At 74.2% G+C, this 21661-nt stretch carries 19 protein-coding genes; 4 read left to right on the top strand and 15 right to left on the bottom strand.

The features are described from left to right. Window positions 1-67 precede the first annotated feature (67 nt). Window positions 68-1219 (top strand): glycosyltransferase family 4 protein, encoded by a 1152-nt coding sequence (locus DSM26151_RS14515; protein ID WP_234660231.1) that lies wholly within the window; start codon window positions 68-70, stop codon window positions 1217-1219. Between the two features lie 16 nt (window positions 1220-1235). Here DSM26151_RS14515 and DSM26151_RS14510 read toward each other — a convergent pair whose 3' ends face one another. From DSM26151_RS14510 to DSM26151_RS14490, 5 genes are read right to left on the bottom strand one after another with little or no spacing between them, the layout of a single operon-like run. Next, complete coding sequence (locus DSM26151_RS14510) at window positions 1236-2369, bottom strand: glycosyltransferase (protein ID WP_234660230.1); 1134 nt, start codon at window positions 2367-2369, stop codon at window positions 1236-1238. Continuing rightward, window positions 2366-3409, bottom strand: coding sequence for a glycosyltransferase family 4 protein (locus DSM26151_RS14505; RefSeq protein ID WP_234660229.1), 1044 nt, complete (start codon window positions 3407-3409; stop codon window positions 2366-2368). The genes DSM26151_RS14510 and DSM26151_RS14505 overlap by 4 nt, the downstream gene beginning before the upstream one ends. Further along, window positions 3406-4572, bottom strand: a complete 1167-nt coding sequence (locus DSM26151_RS14500) for a glycosyltransferase family 4 protein (RefSeq protein ID WP_234660228.1) — start codon at window positions 4570-4572, stop codon at window positions 3406-3408. Before DSM26151_RS14500 ends, DSM26151_RS14505 begins: the two co-directional genes overlap by 4 nt. Beyond that, the gene (locus DSM26151_RS14495; protein WP_234660227.1) at window positions 4569-5738 is read right to left on the bottom strand and encodes a glycosyltransferase family 4 protein; all 1170 of its coding nucleotides are present in this window, start codon (window positions 5736-5738) and stop codon (window positions 4569-4571) included. The genes DSM26151_RS14500 and DSM26151_RS14495 overlap by 4 nt, the downstream gene beginning before the upstream one ends. Then, window positions 5735-7738: a glycosyltransferase gene (locus tag DSM26151_RS14490; RefSeq protein ID WP_234660226.1), complete on the bottom strand. Its 2004-nt coding sequence runs from the start codon at window positions 7736-7738 to the stop codon at window positions 5735-5737. The genes DSM26151_RS14495 and DSM26151_RS14490 overlap by 4 nt, the downstream gene beginning before the upstream one ends. 78 nt (window positions 7739-7816) lie before the next feature. Here DSM26151_RS14490 and DSM26151_RS14485 point away from each other — a divergent pair, with 78 nt between their 5' ends. Both DSM26151_RS14485 and DSM26151_RS14480 read left to right on the top strand, forming a co-directional pair. Continuing rightward, window positions 7817-8545, top strand: coding sequence for an arsenate reductase/protein-tyrosine-phosphatase family protein (locus DSM26151_RS14485; RefSeq protein WP_234660225.1), 729 nt, complete (start codon window positions 7817-7819; stop codon window positions 8543-8545). Beyond that, complete coding sequence (locus DSM26151_RS14480) at window positions 8542-9708, top strand: glycosyltransferase family 4 protein (RefSeq protein WP_234660224.1); 1167 nt, start codon at window positions 8542-8544, stop codon at window positions 9706-9708. The genes DSM26151_RS14485 and DSM26151_RS14480 overlap by 4 nt, the downstream gene beginning before the upstream one ends. On the opposite strand, the gene DSM26151_RS14475 is transcribed toward DSM26151_RS14480, so the two are convergent. After that, window positions 9678-10616 (bottom strand): alpha/beta fold hydrolase, encoded by a 939-nt coding sequence (locus tag DSM26151_RS14475; RefSeq protein WP_234660223.1) that lies wholly within the window; start codon window positions 10614-10616, stop codon window positions 9678-9680. The two genes, DSM26151_RS14480 and DSM26151_RS14475, sit on opposite strands and share 31 nt — an antisense overlap. A gap of 77 nt (window positions 10617-10693) precedes the next feature. Between DSM26151_RS14475 and DSM26151_RS14470 the strand changes: the two genes are divergently transcribed. After that, entirely contained in the window at window positions 10694-11365 is a 672-nt protein-coding gene (locus DSM26151_RS14470; protein WP_234661910.1) for a TetR/AcrR family transcriptional regulator, read from the top strand. A 151-nt stretch (window positions 11366-11516) separates the two neighbouring features. Here the strand turns inward: DSM26151_RS14470 and DSM26151_RS14465 are convergent, their stop codons facing one another. The 9 genes from DSM26151_RS14465 to DSM26151_RS14425 all read right to left on the bottom strand — a co-directional run bounded on the left by DSM26151_RS14465 (window position 11517) and on the right by DSM26151_RS14425 (window position 21652). Then, window positions 11517-12941, bottom strand: coding sequence for an FAD-dependent oxidoreductase (locus DSM26151_RS14465; protein ID WP_234660222.1), 1425 nt, complete (start codon window positions 12939-12941; stop codon window positions 11517-11519). A 52-nt stretch (window positions 12942-12993) separates the two neighbouring features. Then, on the bottom strand, window positions 12994-13878 hold the full coding sequence (gene cobA / locus DSM26151_RS14460; RefSeq protein WP_234660221.1) for a uroporphyrinogen-III C-methyltransferase: 885 nt from the start codon (window positions 13876-13878) through the stop codon (window positions 12994-12996). Beyond that, window positions 13875-14798 (bottom strand): ABC transporter permease, encoded by a 924-nt coding sequence (locus DSM26151_RS14455; RefSeq protein ID WP_234660220.1) that lies wholly within the window; start codon window positions 14796-14798, stop codon window positions 13875-13877. The genes cobA and DSM26151_RS14455 overlap by 4 nt, the downstream gene beginning before the upstream one ends. 136 nt (window positions 14799-14934) lie before the next feature. Further along, window positions 14935-15684, bottom strand: a complete 750-nt coding sequence (locus tag DSM26151_RS14450; RefSeq protein ID WP_234660219.1) for an ABC transporter ATP-binding protein — start codon at window positions 15682-15684, stop codon at window positions 14935-14937. Further along, window positions 15681-16853, bottom strand: coding sequence for an ABC transporter substrate-binding protein (locus DSM26151_RS14445; protein ID WP_234660218.1), 1173 nt, complete (start codon window positions 16851-16853; stop codon window positions 15681-15683). Before DSM26151_RS14445 ends, DSM26151_RS14450 begins: the two co-directional genes overlap by 4 nt. After that, entirely contained in the window at window positions 16850-18118 is a 1269-nt protein-coding gene (locus DSM26151_RS14440) for a sulfate adenylyltransferase subunit 1 (protein ID WP_326491024.1), read from the bottom strand. The genes DSM26151_RS14445 and DSM26151_RS14440 overlap by 4 nt, the downstream gene beginning before the upstream one ends. Window positions 18119-18270: 152 nt before the next feature. Beyond that, window positions 18271-19215 (bottom strand): sulfate adenylyltransferase subunit CysD, encoded by a 945-nt coding sequence (gene cysD, locus DSM26151_RS14435; RefSeq protein WP_234660216.1) that lies wholly within the window; start codon window positions 19213-19215, stop codon window positions 18271-18273. After that, the gene (locus tag DSM26151_RS14430; RefSeq protein ID WP_234660215.1) at window positions 19212-19931 is read right to left on the bottom strand and encodes a phosphoadenylyl-sulfate reductase; all 720 of its coding nucleotides are present in this window, start codon (window positions 19929-19931) and stop codon (window positions 19212-19214) included. The genes cysD and DSM26151_RS14430 overlap by 4 nt, the downstream gene beginning before the upstream one ends. Further along, on the bottom strand, window positions 19928-21652 hold the full coding sequence (locus tag DSM26151_RS14425; RefSeq protein WP_234660214.1) for a nitrite/sulfite reductase: 1725 nt from the start codon (window positions 21650-21652) through the stop codon (window positions 19928-19930). The genes DSM26151_RS14430 and DSM26151_RS14425 overlap by 4 nt, the downstream gene beginning before the upstream one ends. Window positions 21653-21661: the final 9 nt, after the last annotated feature.

Below are 21661 nucleotides of genomic sequence, written 5' to 3'. Positions count from 1 at the left end.
GTGGACCGCGACGGTCCGCCGGGCTTCGGCGCGTCCGTGACACCTTCGGCGTCGGGTCGAGCGCGCAGTGACCGACATCATCCACGCCATCACCCCGGGTGATCATTTCTCACCGAGGACGGGTTCGGCGATTCCGACCGTGGTGAACGGCCTGGCGACGGCTTCGGCGCTCGCGGGTGACCCGTACCGCCATCTCGTGGTGCTCGACCGGTCGACGATGACGCCGCGCTACCCCTCCGCAGGGCCGGTCGAGTATCACGGTGAGCCCAGGCCGAGCCGTGCGGAACGCTACCGCGACCTCGCGGCCGGGGCCCTCGGCCGCCCTCGCCGTGGGACCCGGCGGTACTACGGGCCCGCCGCGGAGGCGATACGCGGACTCGAACCCGGAATCGTCATCGGCCACAATGCACCGGTGCTCCCGTCGATGCTCGATGGCTCCGGTCATCGCACGGCCATCTTCATCCACAACGAGCTGATGCGGACGTACTCCCGATTCGAGGCCCGCCGGGTCTTCGGCAGGGCCGACCTCATCGTCTGCGTGAGCGCGTGGCTGGCCGCGCGGACCGCAGCGCAGCTTCCGAGCAGCATCCGGGCCCGCATTCGGGTGGTGCCGAACGGCGTCGACACGAATCAGTTCCGACCCCGGCCCATGGCCGCATCCGCTTCATCCGGCCCCCTCCGTGTCATCTACGTCGGGCGGACGATCGAGCTCAAGGGGCCCGACGTGCTCCTTCGGGCTGCCGCGGCGCTCTCCGATCTCGAGGTCGAGTACACGATCGTCGGCAGCCCCGGGTTCGCCCGCGAGGCAGCTCTCAGTGCGTACGAACGCCGCCTTCGTGAGCTCGCACGTGCGGGCCGGGCCGACGTCACGTTCATCCCCTTCGTCGATCGTGCCGGACTGCCCGACCTGATCCGAGATGCCGACGTGATGGTGGTGCCCTCCGTGCGGTCGGAAGCGAGCGGGCTGACCGCCGGCGAGGGAATGGCCAGCGGCCTGGCGATCATCGCGAGCCGTGTCGGCGGCCTGCCGGAGGTGGTCGGCGACGCCGGCATCCTGGTCGAGCCGAATGATCCCGGGGCGCTCGCGGAGGCCATCGCAGCGATCGCCACGGATCGGGGCAGGCTTCGCGATCTCCAGGTGGCGGCTCGACAGCGTGCACTGGTGCACGACTGGGATCGGGCCTGGAGCCTGTTCCGCCGCGCGCTCGACGAGCTCTGAACCGCACCGCTGGAGATCACGCGGCGGTGCCGGCGAGGCGGGCCAAGACCTCTGCCATCGCGCGGACGCGTTCGCTCCAGTCGCTCGCCGGACCGTCCGCACCGTGGGGGAATGCCGAGGCCGTCGCCACGGCCGCGCCGACCACCGCCGGGAACGCATCCCGCTCCGCGACCGTGACCCGCGCGTCTGCCACATCCCGGAACCCCGCGACCGGCGTCGAGACGACCGGCCGCCCGACGGCCTGGTACTCGTAGAGCTTGATCGGGTCGAGGCTGTCGGTGAACGGTGTGACGACGTGCGGCACGATGAGCACGTCGGCGTGCTGCAGGTAGCCGACGACGTCGGCGCTCGGCCGGGGGCCGAGCAGCACAACGCCGGCGGCCTCGAGGCGCGCGGTCGCCGCTTCGCCGAGCAGGTTCGGGCCGACGAGCACGAGCGTGCCGCCGCCCGCCGCGGCGAGCACGCGCGCGGTCTCCTCGCACAGCGCGACGTCGATGCGGTCGGGGTGGGCGGTGCCGAGGTAGAGCGCGGTGCGGCCGGCGGGCAGGTCGGTCGGGCGAGCCGCCGGCCGCCGGTAGGCGGCCGCGTCGACCCCGTTGGGGATGAGCGTGACGGGGCGCGTCGCGCCCTTGCGACGCGCGAGCTCCGGTGAGCAGACGACGACCTCGCGGGCCACCTCGAGCAGCCGGGCCTCGGTCGCGGCCGTGCGAGCGCGTTCGCTCTCGGACCGGTCGGCCGCGAGCCAGTCGTCGGTGATGTCGTACAGCGTCGGCCAACCGGTGCGCTCGGCGAGTTCGACGGCGCCCGGGTCGTTGATCCAGAGCAGCGGATGCTCCATGCCCAGGGATGTCGCGGCGCGCACGACGCCGTCCGCGAGCCGCGCATCGGCGCGCGCGTCGAACCGCCGCGGCAGCCACTTGGTCGGGCGATAGGTCCAGAGCCGCCCGGGAGCCGGGTCGCCGACCTCGGTCACGCCCTGCCCGGTGCCGGGCCGCCGGCGCGACGCGAGGTCGTGCACGGGGTCGGCGGCCGGTTCGACGAAGAGCACGCGCAGCCCAGGGTCGGTGCGCAGCAACCCCGCGACGAGGTGCTGGTTGCGCCGCCAGACCTGGTCCCAGCGCTCGAGCGAGAGCACGACGAGATCGGTCATCCGATGGCCTCCCGATAGACGGCGTCGGTGCCGTCGGCCTGCGCGCGGAGCGAGAACTCCGCCTGCTGGCGGTCGCGTGCGGCGGCACCGAGCGCGGCACGCGCGCCGGGGTCGGCGGCGAGCGAGCGCAGTCGCTCGCCCGCGGCATCCGCATCGCCCGCGGGGAATCGTGCCCGATCGTCGAGGCCCGCGAGCAGCTCGACATGCCCGGCCGCGTCGGCCGCCACCGGCGGCAGGCCCGACGCCATGGCCTCGAGGAGGGTCAGCCCGAGTCCCTCGACGGGGCACGGTGCGAGCAGCATCCCGGCGCGCGTGAGCAGCTCCGGCAGGTCGGTGCGGTACCCGCTGAAGCGCACGGATGCCGCGATGCCGAGTTCGTCGACCAGGCGCTCGAGCGGCTCCCGCTCCGGGCCGATGCCGGCGATGTCGAGCGCCCAGCCGTCGGCGGCGAGCCCGGATGCCGCGAACGCACGCACCCCGACATCCGTGCGCTTCTCGGGCTGCAGGCGCTGGGCCATGAGCACCGTGCGTTCGCGCGCGGCCGGATCGCCCGCCGGTCGCGGGTCGATGCCGGTGTGGACGACGGTGCTCGCGCCGTCGACCGCGACGGCCACCGCCGAGGAGATCGCGATCTGCGCGTCGATGCGGCCGCGCACGAGCGCATCGATCGGCACCGGACCGACCCGGCCCCGTGGTCGGGCGAAGTGGCACGTCGCGACGACCGCAGGGCGACGGGCGCGGCGCCGGGTCGCGAGGGCGGCGACGGTCGCGACATCCGCCGCCGTCATGTGCGTGTTGACGACGTCGACCTCGTCGGCCAGCCCGCGCACCGCCCGGAGCACCTCGAACGTGCGCGCCGCCGGCGTGTGCGCGACGCCCGCCGCGTCGAGGCCGGGGCGCATGCGCGGCGGGTCGCCGCCGATCACGTGCACGGCGTGCCCGTCGGCCGCCTGGACGCGCGCGAGGCGCAGCACGAACTGCTCGACGCCCGAGAAGCCGTCCGAGCGGACGGCGTGCAGGATCCGGAGCGGCGGGCTCACGCGGTGCCCGCCCTCGTGCCGGGCGAACGCTCCGCCGCCTTCCGCGCCTCGATCGATCGGGCGAGCCCGAGGTAGCGTGCGGCGACCTCGCGCCACGAGTGCTGCTCGGCGGTCCGGCGCGCACGCGCGCGCCAGGCATCGCGGGCGCTCGCGTCGAGCGCGTCGAGCTCCGCGAGGCGTGCGCCGAGCGGCGCGGCATCTCGCTCGATGAGGAACCCGTTCTCGCCGTCGACCACGATGTCGGGCGCGAAGCCGACGCGCGTCGAGACGACCGGCACGCCGCACGCGAGCGCCTCGAGCACCACGAGCGCGTTCGCCTCGTACGCGCTCGGGAGGACGAGCACGTCGGACGCGCGGAGCAGCGGCACGGGGTCGGAACGCTCACCGGCGAAGACCACGCGATCGGCGACGCCCGCCCGGCGGGCCTGCGCACCGGCCCTCTTGATCATCTCGGGCGAGCCGCCCACGACGAGCAGCACGACGCCCCGTGCCACCCGGAGCGCCTCGATCGCGAAGTGCAGGCCCTTGCGTTCGAACTCGTGCCCGATGAAGATCGCGACCGTCGCGTCGGGCGCGATGCCGAGCTCGCCGCGCGAGGCGGCCCGCCCCGCGGCATCCCCCGGGCCGAACCGCTCGGTGTCGACGCCGTTCGGGATGACGGTGACCGGGGGCCGCACCCGGCCGTAGACCTCGGTCAGCAGGCGCGCCTCCTCGCCCGTGAGGGCGACCACGGCGCGATGCGTGCGGCCGCGATAGCGGATGCGGTCGCGGAGCGCGGTGAACAGGTGCACCGGATTGCGCACCATCCGCCACGCGTAGTTGCCGCGCGCGCGCATGGCCGCCTGGAGCAGGCCGTGGTTGACGTAGACGTCGCCCGCCATCACGTCGTTGTGCGTGAACGAGACCGCATCGGGCCGCGCGGCGAGGAAGCGCTTCGCACGCCGCGTGCCGACCGTGCTGAACCAGATGACGTTGCCCGCGCGTGCGAGGTGCAGGCCGAACCTCGTGCGGTGCGGCTGAACGAGCGTGCGGCCGGCGTCTGCGGCCGTGAAGCGTTCGACGTGAACGCCTGCCGCGCGGAACTCCTGCTCGAGCGCGTATGCGACACCGGCGACGCCGCTGCCCGGCTCGATGGTCGGAGCGATCTGGACGATCCGCGTCATCCGCTCGCCTGCTCCGCGGCGGAGGAATCGGTGCTGCGCTCAGCCTGCACCTGCTCGACCAGCGCGAGGTACCGGCGGGCGACCTCGCGCCATCCGTAGCGCTCGGCCGAGGCGCGCGCGCCCAGCCGCAGGGCCGCGAACGACTCGTCGTCGAGCGTCGCGAGCTCCTCCATCCGGGCGCCCACCGCCTCTGGGTCGCGTTCGACGAGGTAGCCGTTGACGCCGTCGTGGATGACCTCGGGCGCGAAGCCGACCGGTGTCGCGATGACGGGCAGCCCGCTCGCGAGCGCCTCGAGCACGACGAGCGCGTTCGCCTCGTACGCGCTCGGGAACACGAAGAAGTCGCAGGCTGCGAGGTGGTTCGGCAGGTCCTTGCGCACGCCGAGGAACAGCACCCGGTCGCCGACGCCGTGCTCGACCGCCTCGGCGTGCGCCTCGGCGATGATGTCGTCGTTGCCGCCGATCACCATGAGCAGCGCGCTCGGTCCGGAGGCGAGCCCGCGGATCGCGAACGAGAGGCCCTTGCGCGAGAACTCGTGCCCGACGAAGACGCCGACGCGCTGGTCGTGGCCGAGACCGAACTCGGCGCGCGCCGCCGCTCGCTCCTTCGGCGTGGGAGGTCGGAAGCGGTCGAGGTCGACGCCGTTCGGGATGACCTCGATCCGCGGCCCGATCGGGCCGTACGTCGCACGCAGGTCGGCGGCATCCCCCTCCGAGAGGCAGACCGCGACACGGTGGGCGTGTCCGCGATAGCGGAACCGGTCGCGGAGGTAGATGAAGTCGTGCACCGGGTTGCGGTAGATGCCCCAGAACGAGCGCCCCCGGGCACGCATCGAGGCGAGCAACAGGCCGTGGTTGACGTAGATGTCGCCGGCGACGACGTTGTTGTGGCAGATCGAGATCGCGTCGGGGCGCTCGGCGAGGTACTGCTTCGCACGACGGGTGCCGACGGTGCTGAACCAGATCATGCGCCAGCCGCCGCGAATGCGGGCGAGGATCGTGTTGCGCGCGGACCGCGACGTCGGTCGCCCGCGGCGTGCGGACTGGAAGGTGAACACCTCGACGTCCGCTCCGAGTTCTCGCAGCCCCTGGTCGAGGTGCCAGGCCACTCCCGCGACCCCCGTTCCCGGCCCGATGAACGGCACGATCTGAACGACCCTGGTCATGCGGCCTCATCCCCCCTGAACCGCGCCTCGACCCGCACCGGCCCCAGTCGGGTGATGGCCGCCCGCCGCCGCGCGGCGCGCCCGCGCTCGCCGGGGAGCACCACGGCACGGGCCATCGAGCCGAGCCACTGCCCGGCGCGCGCCCACTGCCATCGGGCCGCGCCGAAGTGCTTGCGTAGGTAGCGCTCCTGGGAGGCGTGGAAGTGCGCCTCGCGCCGCCGCGGATCGCCGCCCGTGCCCGCCCCGACGTGCACGGCCCGCGCCGACGGCACGAGCTCGTGTCGCCACCCGAGGCGGTGCGCGCGATACGCCCAATCGGCCTCCTCGGCGTAGAGGAAGAAGCGCTCGTCGAACCAGCCGACCTGGTCGAGCGCCTCGGCGCGCAGCAGCATGACCGAGCCGATGACGTACGACGGGTCGCGGCGGAGCCGCGCGAGGCCGAGCGCCTCGAGCCAGGTGCCCGACGGCGACGGCAGCCACCACTCGACGCGCGCGTCGTGGCCCTGCTCGTCGACCTGGGCGGGTCCGACGCTCGCGAGGTCGGGGCGCGCGCGCAGCGCGCGGTGCAGTCGTGCGACGTCGTCGGCCGAGATCTCGGCGTCGGGGTTCAGCAGCAGCACGTCGGAGCGGGGCGCGAGGCGGTTCGCGAGGCCGTGGTTCACGCCCGCGGCGAAGCCGCCGTTGCGCCCGGGGTCGAGGTACCTGACGCCGAGCCCGTCGCAGAGCTCGCGGATCGCGGGGAGCGAGGAGTTGTCGACGACGGTGACCGGCAGGCCCGCGACGGGTTCGAGCGCGCGGCGGAGCAGCTCGGGCGACCCGTACGCGACGACGACGACCTCGAGCGTGGGCGCCGGTTCGGGGGCGGCGGATGGCTCGTGCACGATCGAACGGTACAGGTCGAGGTAGTCGCGCCCCACCGCACCCCAGCTGCACGCCTCGGCCCGGGCGAAGCCCGCTGCCCGGAGTTCGGCGGCGCTGGGGCCGGATGCCGCGACGAGCGCCTCGGCGAGTGCGCCCGCGTCGCCCGTGGGCACGACGAGCCCGGCGCCGCCCACGATGTCGGGCAGTGCGCCCGCGTCGCTCGACACGACCGGGATGCCGCACGCCATCGCCTCGACGGCTACGCGCCCGAACTGCTCGGTCCATGACGGCGTCGGCAGCGAGGGCACGGCGAGCACGTCGAACGAGCGCATCACCTCGGGGATGTCGGCAGGTTCGACCGCGCCGAAGAGTTCGACGCGGTCGGCGACGCCGGCGGATGCCGCGCGAGCGGGCAGTTCGGACGAGAGCGGGCCCGTCCCGACGACGCGCAGGCGAAGGCGAGGTTCGCGCGCGAGGGCGTCGAGCAGCAGGAGCACGCCCTTCTCGGGCACGAGCCGGCCGATGAAGCCGACGGTGATCGGGTCGGGGTCTCGATACGGCGCCGGCGCGCCTCCTCGACCGCCGGGCGTTCCCGCGGCATCCGCCGGCCGGAACTGGTCGAGGTCGACACCCAGCGGGATCACTCGCGCACGACCGACGAAGCCCTTGTACTCGGCGATGCGCGCCGCCTCGGAGTTGCATGCCGAGACGCCCGACGCGGCGCGCAGCGCCCACCGCTCGAGCCAGCGGAACGGGATCGGGTAGCGCTTGCGGAGGTTCTGGGCCGTGTAGAGCACGACGGGCGTGCGCCGCGACCGGCCGCGCAGCGCACGCAGCAGCAGGATCTCGGCGGTCGCGAGCGCGAACGGCTCCTCGTGCACGTCGATCACGTCCCAGCGCTCGCCGAGGGCTCGCCACAGCGGCACCGGGTCGTAGACGAAGAGCGCCGGATGCCGCCCGAGCGTGCGCACGCCGCGCACGCGCTCGTCGGGGCGCGCGTGCAGGGTCACGGGCGTGCCGCCGGCGTGCCACCGGCGGGCGCTGCACAGCTCGACGTCGACGCCGAGCGCGGTGAGCGCGCGCTCGCGCCCGCGCCACTCGTCGACGACGGCGCTGTGCGAGACCCTGAGTACGCGCACCGCACCCCCTCTAGACTCCTGTGAGAAACCTTATCCGGGGCCCCGCTCCCCGGTCGTGGCGAGCTGGGGTGATCGCGCATGGATTCCGACGAGTTCCGGGTGCTCGTGGTCTGCACCGGCAACATCAACCGGTCCGCGCTCGCGGCCGCGCTCCTGCGCACCTGGGTCGAGCAGGCTCGGTCGGCGGATGCCGCGCCGCGCGTCGTCGTCACGAGCGCCGGCCTCGCGGCGCCCGCGGGCCAGCCCATGCGCCGCCGCACGCGCGCGATCGCGGAGCGCCTGGGGGCCGACGGGCGCGCGCATCGCGCGGTGCAGATCGACGAACGAGACATCCGGGCCGCCGACCTGGTGCTGACGGCGGATGTCGCGCATCGCGACGCGGTGCTCGGCATGGTGCCGTCGATGCTCCGCTCGACGTTCACGATCCGCGAGGCCGGCGGGATCGCCCGACGGCTCGGGCCGTCGCCGGCGCCGGCGTCGGCCGACGAACTCCGGGCGCGCGTCGCGGCGTTCGGCGGTCGGCGCGAACTCGGCGCGACCGATGACGGCGACATCACCGACCCGCAGGGCCGCGAAGACGAGGCGTACCGCGCGATGGCCCGTGAGGAGGTGCCGCCGCTGGCTGCGATCGCGGCGACCCTGTTCGGGCTGCCGCCGAGCGAGGTCGACGCCGTGCTGGCGACCGTGGCGGATCCCGACGCGTTCTCGTTCGAGGGGATCGGCGGCGCCCACTCCGCAGCTTCGCGAGGCGGCCCGCCGCAGCCCGAACGCCGGCGCCGCCGCTGGTTCGGCGGGCGCGGAACGTGATCGGGCAGGAGCGCCGCCTGAGGGTGCTGCACCTCGACCACACCGATGCCGCGGGCGGCGCCGAGCTCGCGCTCATCCGGATGCTGCAGGTTCGGCCCGACTGGGCGGCGGCGCTGCAGACGCCGCCGCTCGGGCCCGGCCCGAACGTGTGGGACGCGGTGCCTCCGCGCGTGGCACGGCGGGTCGCCGGCATCCGGCAGCCGGCCGGAGCGAGCTCGGGCGGAGCGCTCGCCGCGCTCGGCTTCGGGGTGCGGCTCGCGGTGCAGGCCGTCGCGACGCGCACCTCCGCCGCCTTCCGATCCGCCGATCTCGTCGACGCCAACACCGCTCGCGCGGCCGCCTACGGCGCGCTCGCCGCGCGAGTCTCGCGCACGCCGTTCGTCGTGCACCTGCGCGACCTCGTCGAGCCCGAGGCGCTCGGCGGGGCCGGGCACGCGCTCATGACGCGCGTGGTGCTGCCGCGCGCCGACGGCGTCATCGCGAACTCGCGCGCGACGCTCGACTCCGCGCAGCCCTACCTCCGGCCGGAGGCGATCGCCGAGGTCGTACCGAGCGCGTCCGGCCTCACGGTCGGCGCCGCCCTGCTCGTCCGGGCCGACACACCGCTGAAGACGATCGGCATGCTCGCGCGCATCGACCCCTGGAAGGGGCAGGCCGAGCTGCTCGAGGCGTTCGCGCGCGTGTTCGCGGGTCGCGACATCCGCCTGCAGTTCGCCGGCGGTGCGCCGTTCGGCCACGAGGGGTACCTGGCCGAGCTGCAGCGTCGCGCCGACGGGCTCGGCGTGGGGTCGCAGGTCGACGTGCTCGGGCACGTCGACGAGGTCCCGCGCCTCCTCGACGGCTGGGAGGTCGGAGTCCAGTACTCGACCCGCCCCGAACCGCTCGGGCAGAACGTGCTGCAGTACCTCGCCGCCGGGCGGGTGGTCGTCGCGGCCGACGAGGGCGGGCCCGCCGAGTGGGTCTCGGACGGCGTGAACGGGCTCCTCGTGCCGCCGCGCGACGTCGACGCACTCGCCGGTGTGCTGCGCCGCCTCGACCGGGATTCCGCGCTTCGCGCGCATCTCTCCGGGGCCGCCGCCGCGACGCCGGGCCTGCTCGATGACGCCGCGGTCGCCCGCGCGCACCTCGCGGTCTACGAGCGCGTGCTCGCCGCTCGCGACTGACGGCCCGCGGCGCTGCCCAGCACATCCACGCCGTGAGGGCCGCCGGTCGCGAAGGCGGTCACGGCGTCGAGCGTCGCGTCGGCGCCGAGCACGCGGTTGTGCCCGGCGCCGTCGGTGAGCACGAGTCGCGAGCGCGCGCCGTGCGCGTCGTGCAGCCGGACCCCCTCGCTCGCGGGCACCTCTCGGTCGCCGCGGTCGTGCACGACGAGCACCGGCATCCGCTCGGGCAGGGGGTTCGCCGCCCCGTCGAACCGGGCCCACGGATCGGCGACGTCGGGGAGGATGCGTCGCGCGAAGCGCGCGGCGAGGGCGTCGGCGGTGGCCGGGCTCAGGCCGACGCGCCGCGTGAAGGCGTCGATGAGGAAGCGGGCGCGCGACGGGCCGGCGATCGCGACGAGCCCTCCGGCGGAGGTGCCCTCGGCGAGGGCGGCACGTGCGGCCATCGCGCCGAACGAGTGCCCGATGATCATGTGGAAGCGGCCCTCGCGGGCCTGGAGGGCTGCGATCGCGCCGAGCCAGTCGCGGATGTCGGTCCGGCGTCCGGGCGAGGCGCCATTGGCGGGCGCTTCGAACGCGAGCAGGCGGTACCCGTCGGCGCGCAGTTCGCGCACGATCGGCGCGAACTGCGAGGCGCGGCCGCGCCATCCGTGCACGAGCAGGATCGTGTCGGGCCCGGTGCCCCACTCGTAGGTCGCGAGGTCGCGCCCCCGCACGCGGATGACGCCGCGCCGCGCCGCCTCGTGCACCGCACGATCGGCCGACCTCACCGGCAGGCGACTGCCGACGCGCATGAAGAGCGGCAGGGCCGCGGCAGCGGATGCTTCGGGGGAGACGAGTTCGGCGGCGCGGATCGCGGCGACGTGGCTCAGGAGTGCTGCGCTGGTCGCCGCCTCGGCGATGGTGGTCACGGTGACTCCGATCAATGAATACGAACGGTCGTGCGTTGAGTATACGAACGTTCGTGCGTAAAATCGAGTGCGTGAGCATGGGAATCTCGAGCGAAGCCGTCGACGGCCGGCGCGTCCGCGGCGATGCGTCGCGTCGCCAGGTGCTCGCCGCGGCGGTCGACCTCGCGTCGGTCGAGGGGCTCGACCAGCTCTCGATCGGGCGGATCGCCGAGGCCGCATCCGTGTCGAAGAGCGGGGTCGCCACGCTGTTCGGCAGCAAGGAGCGGCTGCAGCTCGCGACCGTCGAGGCCGCGCGCCTGCGCTTCGTCGAGACCGTGATCACTCCTGCGCGCGAACTGCCGCGCGGGCTCGGTCGGGTGCTCGAGCTGGCCGACCGGTGGCTCGCCTACTCCCGCGATCGCGTGTTCCCCGGCGGATGCTTCTTCGCCGAGGCCGCCGCCGACTTCGACGCCAAGCCCGGACCGGTGCGCGACGCCATCGACCGCGCGCTCGCCGACTGGAGCGGATACCTCGCGGCATCCCTCGCGCACGCCCGCTCACTCGGCGAACTGCCCGGGCTCGACGACGCCGACCAGCTCGCGTTCGAGTTCACCGCGCTCCTCGACCTCGCCAACCGCGACTCGGTCATGCGCGGCACGAACGCCTCCTACGCGCGAGCCCGGCGCGGCATCGCCGCCCGCCTGCGCGCCGCGGGCGCAGACCCCGCCGCGATCGAGGCGTTCACCGCCGTCGCCGACGCCGACGGCTGACGCCCGCGCCGGACGCCCGCGCCGGTCGCCCGCGCCGGACGCCCGCGCCGGTCGCCCGCGCCCGTCGCCCGCCACGCTCGTCTGGACAGTCGTTGCGGGTCCGGGCGGCGCCGAACCCGCAACGACTGTCGTCACAAGGTGGGGTGCCGCCTCAGCCGGCGACGAGCGCGCCGTCGCGCGAGAGGCCGACCTGCTCGTCGCGCGGCACGACCTTCACGCGCTCGCGCGCGACCGGCCCCTCGAACGCCTCGCCGAGCGCGCGCTCGTGCGCGTCGAGCGCGAGCCATCCGTTCCAGGTCGTGAAGCGGATGCCGCGAGCTTCGAGCAGCTCGAGCACCTCGTCGCCGCCGGCGGCATCCACCGTCGGCGCGACGCCGGGCGCGGCGAGCACGCCGGCCGCGGCATCCGCGACCAGGTTCGTGACGGTCTCGAGCGCGTCGCCCTTGGTGTGCCCGATGAGCCCGACGGGGCCCCGCTTGATCCAGCCCGTCGCGTACACGCCTGCGACGAGGGCGCCGGAGGCATCCGTCACCCGACCGCCCTCGTTCGGGATCACGCGGGCCGACTCATCGAACGGCACGCCCGCCACGGGCGAGCTCGCGTAGCCGACCGCGCGGTACACGGCCTGCACGGGCACGTCGACGATTTCGCCCGTGCCGACGACCGAGCCGTCGCCGACCGGGCGGGTGCGCTCGAAGCGCACAGCCTCGACGCGGCCCTCGCCGAGCACCTCGACGGGCGCGTGGAAGAAGTGCAGGTGCAGGCGACGCGACGCGGTCGGAACCCAGTCGGCGGGCTTGCGCCATCCGTTCAGGGTGCGCGTCATGACCTTGACCTGGTTGTTCGTCGCGAGCAGGTGCTCGGCGTGGGCGTCGCCCTCGGCGCGCGCGAAGTCGTCGTCGTACACCACGATGTCGACGTCGGGTACCTCGCCGAGCTCGCGCAGCTCGATCGGCGTGAACTTCACCTGCGACGGGCCGCGGCGACCGAACACGTGCACGTCGGTGACGGGCGAGGCGAGCAGGCCCGCGTGCACATTCGCTGGGATGTCGGTCGAGAGCAGGTCGGCCGGGTGCTTCGCGAGCACGCGCGCGACGTCGAGCGCGACGTTGCCGTTGCCGATGACCGCGATGGACTGCGCCTCGAGCGGCCAGTCGCGCGGCACATCGGGGTGGCCGTCGTACCAGGCGACCAAGTCGGCCGCGCCGTACGAGCCGGGCAGGTCGATGCCGGGGATGTCGAGCGGGGCGTCCTTCAGGGCTCCCGTCGCGAAGATGACCGCGTCGTAGCGCTCGCGCAGCTCGTCGACCGTGACATCCCGCCCGACCTCGACGTTGCCGATGAGGCGGATCGTGCCCTCGTCGAGCATCTCGTGGAGCGAGTTCACGATGCCCTTGATGCGCGGGTGGTCGGGCGCGACGCCGTAGCGGATCAGGCCGTACGGCGCGGGCAGCGACTCGAACAGGTCGATCGCGACCTGCCCGCCGGCCTCGTCGACCTGGCGGCGCAGGATGTTGCCCGCGTAGATGCCGGCCGGGCCGGCGCCCACGATCGCGACACGGAGGGAGAGGGTCATGAGGGGCCTTTCGGAGGAGAGCAGGGGAGGTCTGGGCGGCGTCTGCGGCGGTTCAGTCGATGGCCGGCGGTGCCGTGAGAGCGGATGCCGCGAGCTCGGCGGGCGCGTACGTGCTGAGCCGCACGACGTCGCCGACGACCACGACCGCCGGCGAGCGGACGCCCCGCACCGCCGCCTGGTGGGCGATCGTGTCGAGGGTGCCGATCGTCACTCGCTGGCGAGGGCCGTACCCATCCTCCACGATCGCGACCGGGCACTCGCCCCCGCGCTCGCCGCGTGCGAGCGTGATCGCCGAGTTCGCGAGCGTGCCGACGCCCATGAGGAGCACGACCGTGTGGTCGCGGCCGCCGCCGAGCGCGCGGATCTGGTCGTGGCCGGTGACGACCGTGAACGTCGTCGCGAGCCCGCGGTGCGTGAGCGGGATGCCGGCGATCGCGGGCACCGAGACGGCGCTCGTGATGCCCGGCACGACCTCGACGTCGACGCCGCGCTCGCGGCAGTACGCGAGCTCCTCACCGCCCCGCCCGAAGACGTACGGGTCGCCGCCCTTCAGGCGCACGACCCGCTTGCCGCTCTCCGCGAGTGTGACGAGCAGCTCGTTGATCGCGTCCTGCGGGACGGCGTGGTGGCCGGGCAGCTTGCCGACGTCGACGACCTCGGCGCGGAGCTCCACACCCTCGGCGGCGAGGCCGTCGAGCACCGCGCGCGCGCCGAGACGGTCGGCGACGATCACGTCCGCCGTCTCCAGCGCGCGCAGCCCGCGCAGGGTGATGAGCCCGGGGTCGCCCGGGCCGGCGCCCACGAGCGCGACGCGGCCCTGGTCGGGGCGGCCCTGGTCGGCGCGGCCGTGGGCGGCGCGGCCGTGGGCGGCGCGGCCCGCGTGAGCGTCGCGCCCCGCGACATCCGTCGGCCGGTTCTCGGACGGGTTCTCGGTCATCGGGTTCCTCCCGTGAGTCCGCGGCGGCGCAGCATCCCGCGCTCGACCGGTGCGAAGACGAGCAGTTCGATCACGACGCCGATGGCGAGGATCACCAGGATCGTGCCGAGCACGCTCGCGAGGTCGGCCAGGTCGCGGCCCTGCTGCAGCAGCGAGCCGACGCCGAAGCCCATCGAGCCGCCCATCACGATGATCTCGGCGGCCATGAGCGAGCGCCACGAGAACGCCCAGCCCTGCTTGAGTCCGGCGAGGTAGCCGGGCAGGGCGGCCGGCAGCACGACGGATGCCGCGAGCTCGAGCCGTGACGCCCCGAGCACCGTGCCGACCCGGCGCAGCTGCGGCGGCACCTGCGCGACGCCCGCGACGAGCCCGTTCACGATCGACGGGATCGCGCCCATGAGCACGACGAAGTACACCGTGGCATCCGACAGCCCGAACCAGAGGATCGCGGCCGGGACCCACGCCACCGACGGGAGCACCTGCAGGCCCGAGATGAGCGGGCCGAGCGCACGCCGCAGCGGTGCCCACTCGGCGAGCAGCAGGCCGAGCGGCGTGCCGACCGCGACCGCGATGCAGAAGCCGAGGATGCCGCGTTCGAGGCTCGTCGCGACGGCGAGCTGCAGCCGGCCGTCCTCCCATGCCCGGCCGAGCGCGGCGGCGACGTCGAGCGGGCCGGGCGCGAGGTCGGGTCGGGGGTCGGCGATGACCGTGTACGCCTGCCACGCCGCGACGAGCACGACGAGGAGCAGCACGGGCGGCAGCACCCCGTCGATCGCGCGGCGCCACCACGGCGTGCGCCGCTCGGCGGTCGTCTGCAGCCGATCGAGCCCCGCCTCGAGCGTGCGCAGCTCGTCGTCGCTGCCCGAGGCGCCTCGAGTGTCCGATGGATGCGGGTCGAGGGGGGCTGCAGTGGCATCCATTGGACACTCGACGGGGTGGGGGTTGGGGGTGTTGGGGTGGGGGGTGGTGTGGGGGGTGGTGCTGGGGGTGGGGGTGCTGGGGGTGGTGCTGGGGGTGGGCTTGCTGTGGTGGGAGGAGCTGTGTGAGGCGAGGGTGTCATGCGGCATTGCGGCGGATCTCCCTTCGCAGGTGCTCGGTGATCTCGAGCGAGAGCTCGGACACGGCGGGCGACTCGATGCGCCGCGGACCGTCGTCGGCGAGGCGCCACTCGTTGACGATGCGCCCGGGGCGGCTCGACATGAGCAGCACGCGCTGCCCGAGCCGTGCGGCCTCGCGCACGTTGTGCGTGACGAACACGATCGTGCGACCCGTCTCGCGCCACACACGCTCGAGCTCTTCATGGAGCAGGTCGCGCGTGATCGCGTCGAGGGCCGCGAACGGCTCGTCCATGAGCAGCACCGAGCGGTCCTGCGCGAGGGCGCGCGCGAGCGCGACTCGCTGCCGCATGCCGCCCGAGAGCTCGTGCGGGCGCTTCTCGGAGGCATCGGCGAGGTGCACGAGGTCGAGCAGCTCGAGCGCGCGGGCGCGGCGGGCAGCGCGCGAGAGGCCGGCGTCGCCGAAGCGCAGCGCGAGTTCGACGTTGCGGCGCGCGCTCAGCCAGGGCAGCAGCGACGCCTCCTGGAACATCACGGCCGCCCGGCCGTCGACGTCGATCGTGCCGGTGGTCGGCTGCTCGAGGCCGGCGATCAGGGCGAGGAGTGTCGACTTGCCGCAGCCCGATGCACCGAGGAGGCAGGCGAACTCGCCGGCTGCGACGGTGAGGTCGATGCCGTCGAGGACGACCGGCGCGTCCGGCGCGTACTGCTTTCCGACGCCGGCGAGGCGGATGGCGGGTGCCGCGCTCATGGCGACCCCCGGTCGAGTCCGGCCCCGTCGAGTCCGGCCCGGTCGAGTCCGGCCCGGTCGAGTCCGGCCCCGTCGAGGCCGGCGACGTCGATCGGCTCCCGGCCCGCCGCAGCGCGCACCGCGTCGAGCGGCCCGAGGTCGAGGATGCCGCTGAGGTCGCCGCCGTGCGCGGTCCCGGCGGCGACGGCGTTCCGTTGCAGCACGGGCAGGGTCGAGGCGAACGGGTCGACCGTCGCCTCGACGTGCGCGAGTGCGCGCTCGAGCACGGCGTCGGGCAGCGCGCCGCCCGCGTCGGCCGCGAGGCGCGCGTTGACGGTCGCCGGCACCTGACCGGCGTGCGTCGAGATCCAGTCGACGGATGCCGCGTGGCCCGCGACGAGCGCCGCGACCGTGTCGGGGTGGGCCTCGAGGTACTCGGTCCGCACGACGAGCAGGGTCGTGGGGAACGCGCCGCCCGGCCAGAGCTCCGCCTCGTCGACGAGCACGTTCGCGCCGGCCTCGACGACGAGTCGCGAGGCCCAGGGCTCGGGCAGCCAGGCGCCGTCGAGCTCGCCGGTCGTGAAGAGCTGGAGCGTGCGCGCGTTGTCGGTCGGCACGAGGTCGACGTCGCCCCCGCCGGTGGGCGAGGTCGCGAGGCCGTGGTCGGCGAGCCACGTGCGCAGGGCGACGTCCTGCGTGTTGCCGAGCTGCGGGGTCGCGAGCGTCGCGCCGCGGAGGTCGGACGCGTCGTCGATGCCGTCGCGCACGACGAACGCGGCGCCGCCGCCCACTGCGCCGGCGACGATCCGCAGCGAGGTGCCGCCGGACTGCACGAAGCTGTTGATCGCGGGGCTCGGGCCGAGGTACGCGGCGTCGATCGCGCCGGCGCTCAGCGCCTCGACCGCGGCGGGGCCGGCGGTGAACGCCTGCGGCTCGAGCACGGTCGAGCTCGCGCCGAGCGCGTCGGCGAGGATCCCGGTCTCGAGCCCGACGAGGGCGGGCAGGTGCGTGAGGTTGGCGAAGTAGCCGAGGCGGAGCGCCGCGGCATCAGTCGCCCCGGTCGCAGCAGGACCCTCGGCCGCTGCGCGCCCGGCCGAGCCGATCACCACGGGCACGATGACGATCGCCGCGGCGACCGCGACGCCGGCGACGAGTTCGCCGAGCTGTGCACCGAGCCCGCGGCGCGTCACGCCGGAGCCTCCACGACGATGCCGGCGGCGAGCGTCGCGCCGTCCTGCGGGTGGATGACGAGGAACGCGCCGGCGCGCCGGTGCGCGGCGTACGGCAGGGCGGCGAGGTCGGCCGCGAGCTTCAGGCGGACGAGCCCGATGTCGTTCGTCGCGAGCGCCGAGGTGGGCGTCGTCTCGAGCGTGTCGAGGTCGAGGCGGCCGCGGATGTCGGTGACGATCGCCTGCACGGTCGTGGTTCCGTGCTTGACGAGCACGCGCGCCCCGGTCTCGAGCGGGCGCCCGTCGAGCTGGAACACGTCGGCGTCGAGCTCTCGGCGGGGTGCGGGCAGCGAGCCGGCGGCGGCGATCACCGCGCCGCGCGCGGCGTCGACGGGGTCGGCGAGCTCGAGCGCGACCGAGAGCGGGGCGGATGCCGCGTCGAGCGCCTCGGGTCCGCGGCGGATGCCCGTGACCGTCGTCTGCACGCCCGCGGGGAACACCTCGACGGCGTCGCCGACCCTCACCGTGCCCGACTCGATGCGCCCGGCGAACGCGCGGTGGTCGCGGAACGCGTCGGCCGCGGCATCCGTCACCTCGGGCGACAGCCCGCCCTGCGGGCGGATCACGAGCTGGACGGGCAGACGCAGTGCCTCGAGGTCGGTCTCGAGCTCGTCGATCGTGGCGAGCTCCTCGAGCAGCTCGAGCAGTGCGGGCCCGTCGTACCAGGGCGTGTTCGCGGAGCGCTCGACGACGTTGTCGCCGGCGAGGGCCGACACGGGCACGACGTGGACGTCGGGCAGTCCGAGGTCGCGCGCGAGCGCGGCGACATCCGCTGCGACCGCCTCGAACGCGGCGCGGTCGTAGGCGACCAGGTCGATCTTGTTGACCGCGACGATGACGTGCGGCACCCGCAGCAGCTGCACGACGGCGAGGTGGCGGCGCGTCTGCTCGAGCACGCCGCTGCGCACGTCCACGAGCACGACGACGGCGTCGGCGGTGGCCGACCCGGTGACCATGTTGCGCGTGTACTGCACGTGCCCGGGGCAGTCGGCGAGGATGAACGAGCGCCGCCCGGTCGTGAAGTAGCGGTAGGCGACGTCGATCGTGATGCCCTGCTCGCGTTCGGCGCGCAGGCCGTCGGTGAGCAGCGCGAAGTCGATCGCGCCCGGCTCGCCGCCGAATCCGCGCTCCGCGCTCGTGCGCGTCACCGACTCGAGCGTGTCCGCGAGGATCGCCCTCGAGTCGTGCAGCAACCGCCCCACGAGCGTCGACTTCCCGTCGTCCACCGACCCCGCCGTCGCGAAGCGGAACAGCGTGCCGGCCGTCGCATCCTCCCGCCGAGTGATACCGGCCCCGTCGAGTGATGCTGGTCGGCCGGTATCAGTCGGCGCGGCCGGTATCACTCGCGAGTCGGGGCGTGCCGCGGTGTGCTCGCTCATCAGAAGTACCCGTCCTTCTTGCGGTCCTCCATGGCCGCCTCCGAGAGGCGGTCGTCGGCGCGGGTCGCGCCGCGCTCGGTGAGGGTGGATGCCGCGACCTCGCGCACGATGTCCGAAACCGTCGCGGCCTCCGAGACGACCGCGCCCGTGCAGCTGAGGTCGCCCACGGTGCGGTAGCGCACGGTGCGGCGCTCGACGCGCTCGCCCTCGCGCGGGGCCGACACGTCGCTCACCGCGAGCCACATGCCGTCGCGCTCGTACACGTCGCGTTCGTGCGCGAAGTACAGCGGCGGCAGCGCGATGCCCTCGCGCTCGATGTAGCGCCAGACGTCGAGCTCGGTCCAGTTCGAGATCGGGAACGCCCGCACGTGCTGACCCACCGTGTGGCGCCCGTTGTAGAGGCTCCAGAGTTCGGGCCGCTGGTTGCGCGGATCCCATTGGCCGAACTCGTCGCGCAGCGAGATGATGCGCTCCTTGGCGCGCGCCTTGTCCTCGTCGCGGCGCGCGCCGCCGAAGACCGCGTCGTGCCGGCCGGCCGCGATCGCGTCGAGCAGCGGCTGGGTCTGCAGCGGGTTGCGCGTGCCGTCGGCGCGTTCCTGCAGGCGGCCGTCGTCGAGGTAGTCCTGCACCGACGCCACCTCGAGGCGGATGCCGAGCCGCCCGACCGTCTCGTCGCGGAAGCGCAGCACCTCGGGGAAGTTGTGGCCGGTGTCGACGTGCAGCACCGGGAACGGCACCTTCCCCGGCCAGAACGCCTTGGTCGCCAGGTGCAGCACGACGACCGAGTCCTTGCCGCCCGAGAACAGCAGCACCGGGCGCTCGAACTCGGCGGCGACCTCGCGGATGACGTGGATCGCCTCGGCCTCGAGCACGTCGAGCGCGTCGAGGGACGAGGTGCGTGAGACGGATGCCGCGGCATCCGCCGTGATCAGGTTCTCGCTCATAGGTGCAACCCGCATTCGGTCTTGGCGAGGCCGGCCCAGCGGCCGGACCTCGGATCCTCGCCCGCGGCCACGGGCTTCGTGCACGGCTCGCACCCGATCGACGGGTAGCCGTACGACATGAGCAGGTTCACGGGCACCCCGTGCCGGCCCGCGTAGTCGAGGAGGTCGTCGAAGGTCCATGCCGCGACCGGGTTGACCTTCACGAGCCCGTTGCGTTCGTCGAAGGCGACGAGCGGGGTGCGGGTGCGCGTCGGCGCCTCGTCGCGGCGCACGCCGGTGAACCACACCTCGTAGCCGCCGAGCGCGCGGTGCAGCGGTTCGACCTTGCGCCGCGCGCAGCAGAGCGCGGGGTCGCGCGAGAACAGGTCCGCGCCGAACTGCGCATCCTGCTCGGCGACCGTCTGCTCGGGCAGCACGTCGACCACGCGCACGTCGAGCCGACGCGCGACCTCGTCGCGCGTCGCGCGGGTCTCGGCGAAGTGGTACCCCGTGTCGAGGAAGAGCACGTCGACGCCCGGCAGCGCCTCCGCCACCAGGTGGGGGAGTGCGGCGTCGGCCATCGAGCAGGCGACCGCCGCGGCATCCGTCTCGAAGTTCGAAGCGACCCACGCGACGACCTCGGCAGCGGATGCCTCGTGGCCGGTCAGGCTGCCGAGCGCCGCGTCGCCGGCCGCGGCGAGGGCCCGCAGCTCGTCGGCGGTGCGTCGCGCGCTCATCGCAGGGCCTCCTCGTCGGCGCGGTGCGCCCACTGGGCGAACGTCTCGTCGGCGCCCGCGTCACGCTCGGAGAGGAACCGGGTGACGACCCGTGACACGTAGTCGGCGATGCCGTCGGCCGTGACCTTGAGCCCGCGCACCGTGCGGCCGAGGCCGGCCTCGTCGCGATCCTGCGACGCGAGCCCTCCGCCGAGGTGCACCTGGTAGCCCGGTACCTGCTCGCCGTCGATCGTGACGAGCTGGCCCTTGAGCCCGATGTCGGCGGTCTGGATGCGCGCGCACGAGTTGGGGCATCCGTTCACGTGCAGGCTGATCGGGTGCGGCAGGTCGAACGCGTCGAGGCGTTCCTCGAGCTCGAGCACGGCGGCCGTCGCGAACGCCTTCGTCTCGACGATCGCGAGCTTGCAGAACTCGATGCCCGTGCACGCGATGGTGCCGCGGCGGATGAGGCTCGGTCGTGCCTGGAGTCCGAGCTCGTCGAGGCCGGCGACGAGCGACTCGACCCGGCCTTCCGGGATGTCGAGGACGACGACCTTCTGGTGCGGCGTCGTGCGCAGCCTCGTCGACCCGTGCGCCTCGACGAGGTCGGCGAGCTTCGTCAGCGTCGGCCCCGAGACCCGCCCGACGATGGGCGTCGCGCCGACGGAGAAGCGGCCGTCCTTCTGCCGGTGCACGCCGACGTGGTCGCCGGGAGTCGCCGGCGTCGGCGCGGCCGGTCCGTCGGGGAGCGCGTACCCCAGGTACTCGGTCTCGAGCACCTCGCGGAACTTCTCGGCGCCCCAGTCGGCGAGCAGGAACTTCAGGCGCGCCTTGTTCCGCAGCCGCCGGTACCCGTAGTCGCGGAAGATCTGCGCGACGCCGTGCCAGGCGTCGGCGACGCGGTCGGGGGCCACGAACACGCCGAGCCGCTCCGCCAGTCTCGGCGCGGTCGACAGCCCGCCGCCGACCCACAGGTCGTACCCCACGCCCAGCGACGGGTGCTCGACCGCGACGAACGCGACGTCGTTGATCTCGTGCACGACGTCCTGGCTGGGGTGGCCCGTGATCGCCGACTTGAACTTGCGGGGCAGGTTCGCGAGCGACTCGTCGCCGATGAACCGCCGCGTGATCTCGTCGATCTGCGGCGTCGGGTCGATGAGCTCGTCCGCGGCGATGCCCGCGACGGGCGAGCCGAGGACGACGCGCGGCACGTCGCCGCACGCCTCGGTCGTGCCGAGTCCGACCGACTCGAGCCGGCGCCAGATCTCGGGCACGTCCTCGACGCGGATCCAGTGCAGCTGGATGTTCTGCCGGTCGGTGAGGTCGGCGGTGTCGCGGCCGAACTCGGTCGAGATGCCGCCGATGACGCGCAACTGCTCGGTGGTCAGCTGCCCGCCGTCGATGCGGACGCGGAGCATGAAGAACTCGTCCTCGAGCTCGTGCGGCTCGAGCGTGGCCGTCCGGCCTCCGTCGATGCCGGGCTTGCGCTGCGTGTACAGCCCCCACCACCGGAACCGGCCGTGCAGGTCGGTCGGGTCGATCGACGCGAAGCCGCCGTCGGCGTAGATCGTCTCGATCCGCTCGCGCACCGCGAGGCCGCCGTCGACCTGCTTCCACTCCTCGTTCGCGTTGAGCGGCGCGGTGCCGTCGACCTTCCACTGCCCGTTCGGGCGGGTCGAGGGTCGTGCCGGCCGCGCGGCGCGTGCGGCGCGCGGCGCGGCATCCGTCGTCTCGATCGTCACGGTTCCCCC

The sequence above is a fragment of the Agromyces marinus genome (assembly GCF_021442325.1).
GTDB lineage: Bacteria > Actinomycetota > Actinomycetes > Actinomycetales > Microbacteriaceae > Agromyces > Agromyces marinus.
The sequence above is the reverse complement of the archived record's forward strand: the minus strand, read 5'-3'. Positions and strand labels throughout refer to the sequence as shown.

Bases quoted from the DNA above. Each gene is read 5' to 3' on its own strand.
- DSM26151_RS14495 (WP_234660227.1), bottom strand. From the start codon at position 5,738: ATGACCAGGGTCGTTCAGATCGTGCCGTTCATCGGGCCGGGAACGGGG.
- DSM26151_RS14455 (WP_234660220.1), bottom strand. From the start codon at position 14,798: ATGGATGCCACTGCAGCCCCCCTCGACCCGCATCCATCGGACACTCGA.
- DSM26151_RS14485 (WP_234660225.1), top strand. From the start codon at position 7,817: ATGGATTCCGACGAGTTCCGGGTGCTCGTGGTCTGCACCGGCAACATC.
- DSM26151_RS14510 (WP_234660230.1), bottom strand. From the start codon at position 2,369: ATGACCGATCTCGTCGTGCTCTCGCTCGAGCGCTGGGACCAGGTCTGG.
- DSM26151_RS14465 (WP_234660222.1), bottom strand. From the start codon at position 12,941: ATGACCCTCTCCCTCCGTGTCGCGATCGTGGGCGCCGGCCCGGCCGGC.
- cysD (WP_234660216.1), bottom strand. From the start codon at position 19,215: ATGAGCGAGAACCTGATCACGGCGGATGCCGCGGCATCCGTCTCACGC.
- DSM26151_RS14500 (WP_234660228.1), bottom strand. From the start codon at position 4,572: ATGACGCGGATCGTCCAGATCGCTCCGACCATCGAGCCGGGCAGCGGC.
- DSM26151_RS14430 (WP_234660215.1), bottom strand. From the start codon at position 19,931: ATGAGCGCGCGACGCACCGCCGACGAGCTGCGGGCCCTCGCCGCGGCC.
- cobA (WP_234660221.1), bottom strand. From the start codon at position 13,878: ATGACCGAGAACCCGTCCGAGAACCGGCCGACGGATGTCGCGGGGCGC.
- DSM26151_RS14470 (WP_234661910.1), top strand. From the start codon at position 10,694: ATGGGAATCTCGAGCGAAGCCGTCGACGGCCGGCGCGTCCGCGGCGAT.
- DSM26151_RS14450 (WP_234660219.1), bottom strand. From the start codon at position 15,684: ATGAGCGCGGCACCCGCCATCCGCCTCGCCGGCGTCGGAAAGCAGTAC.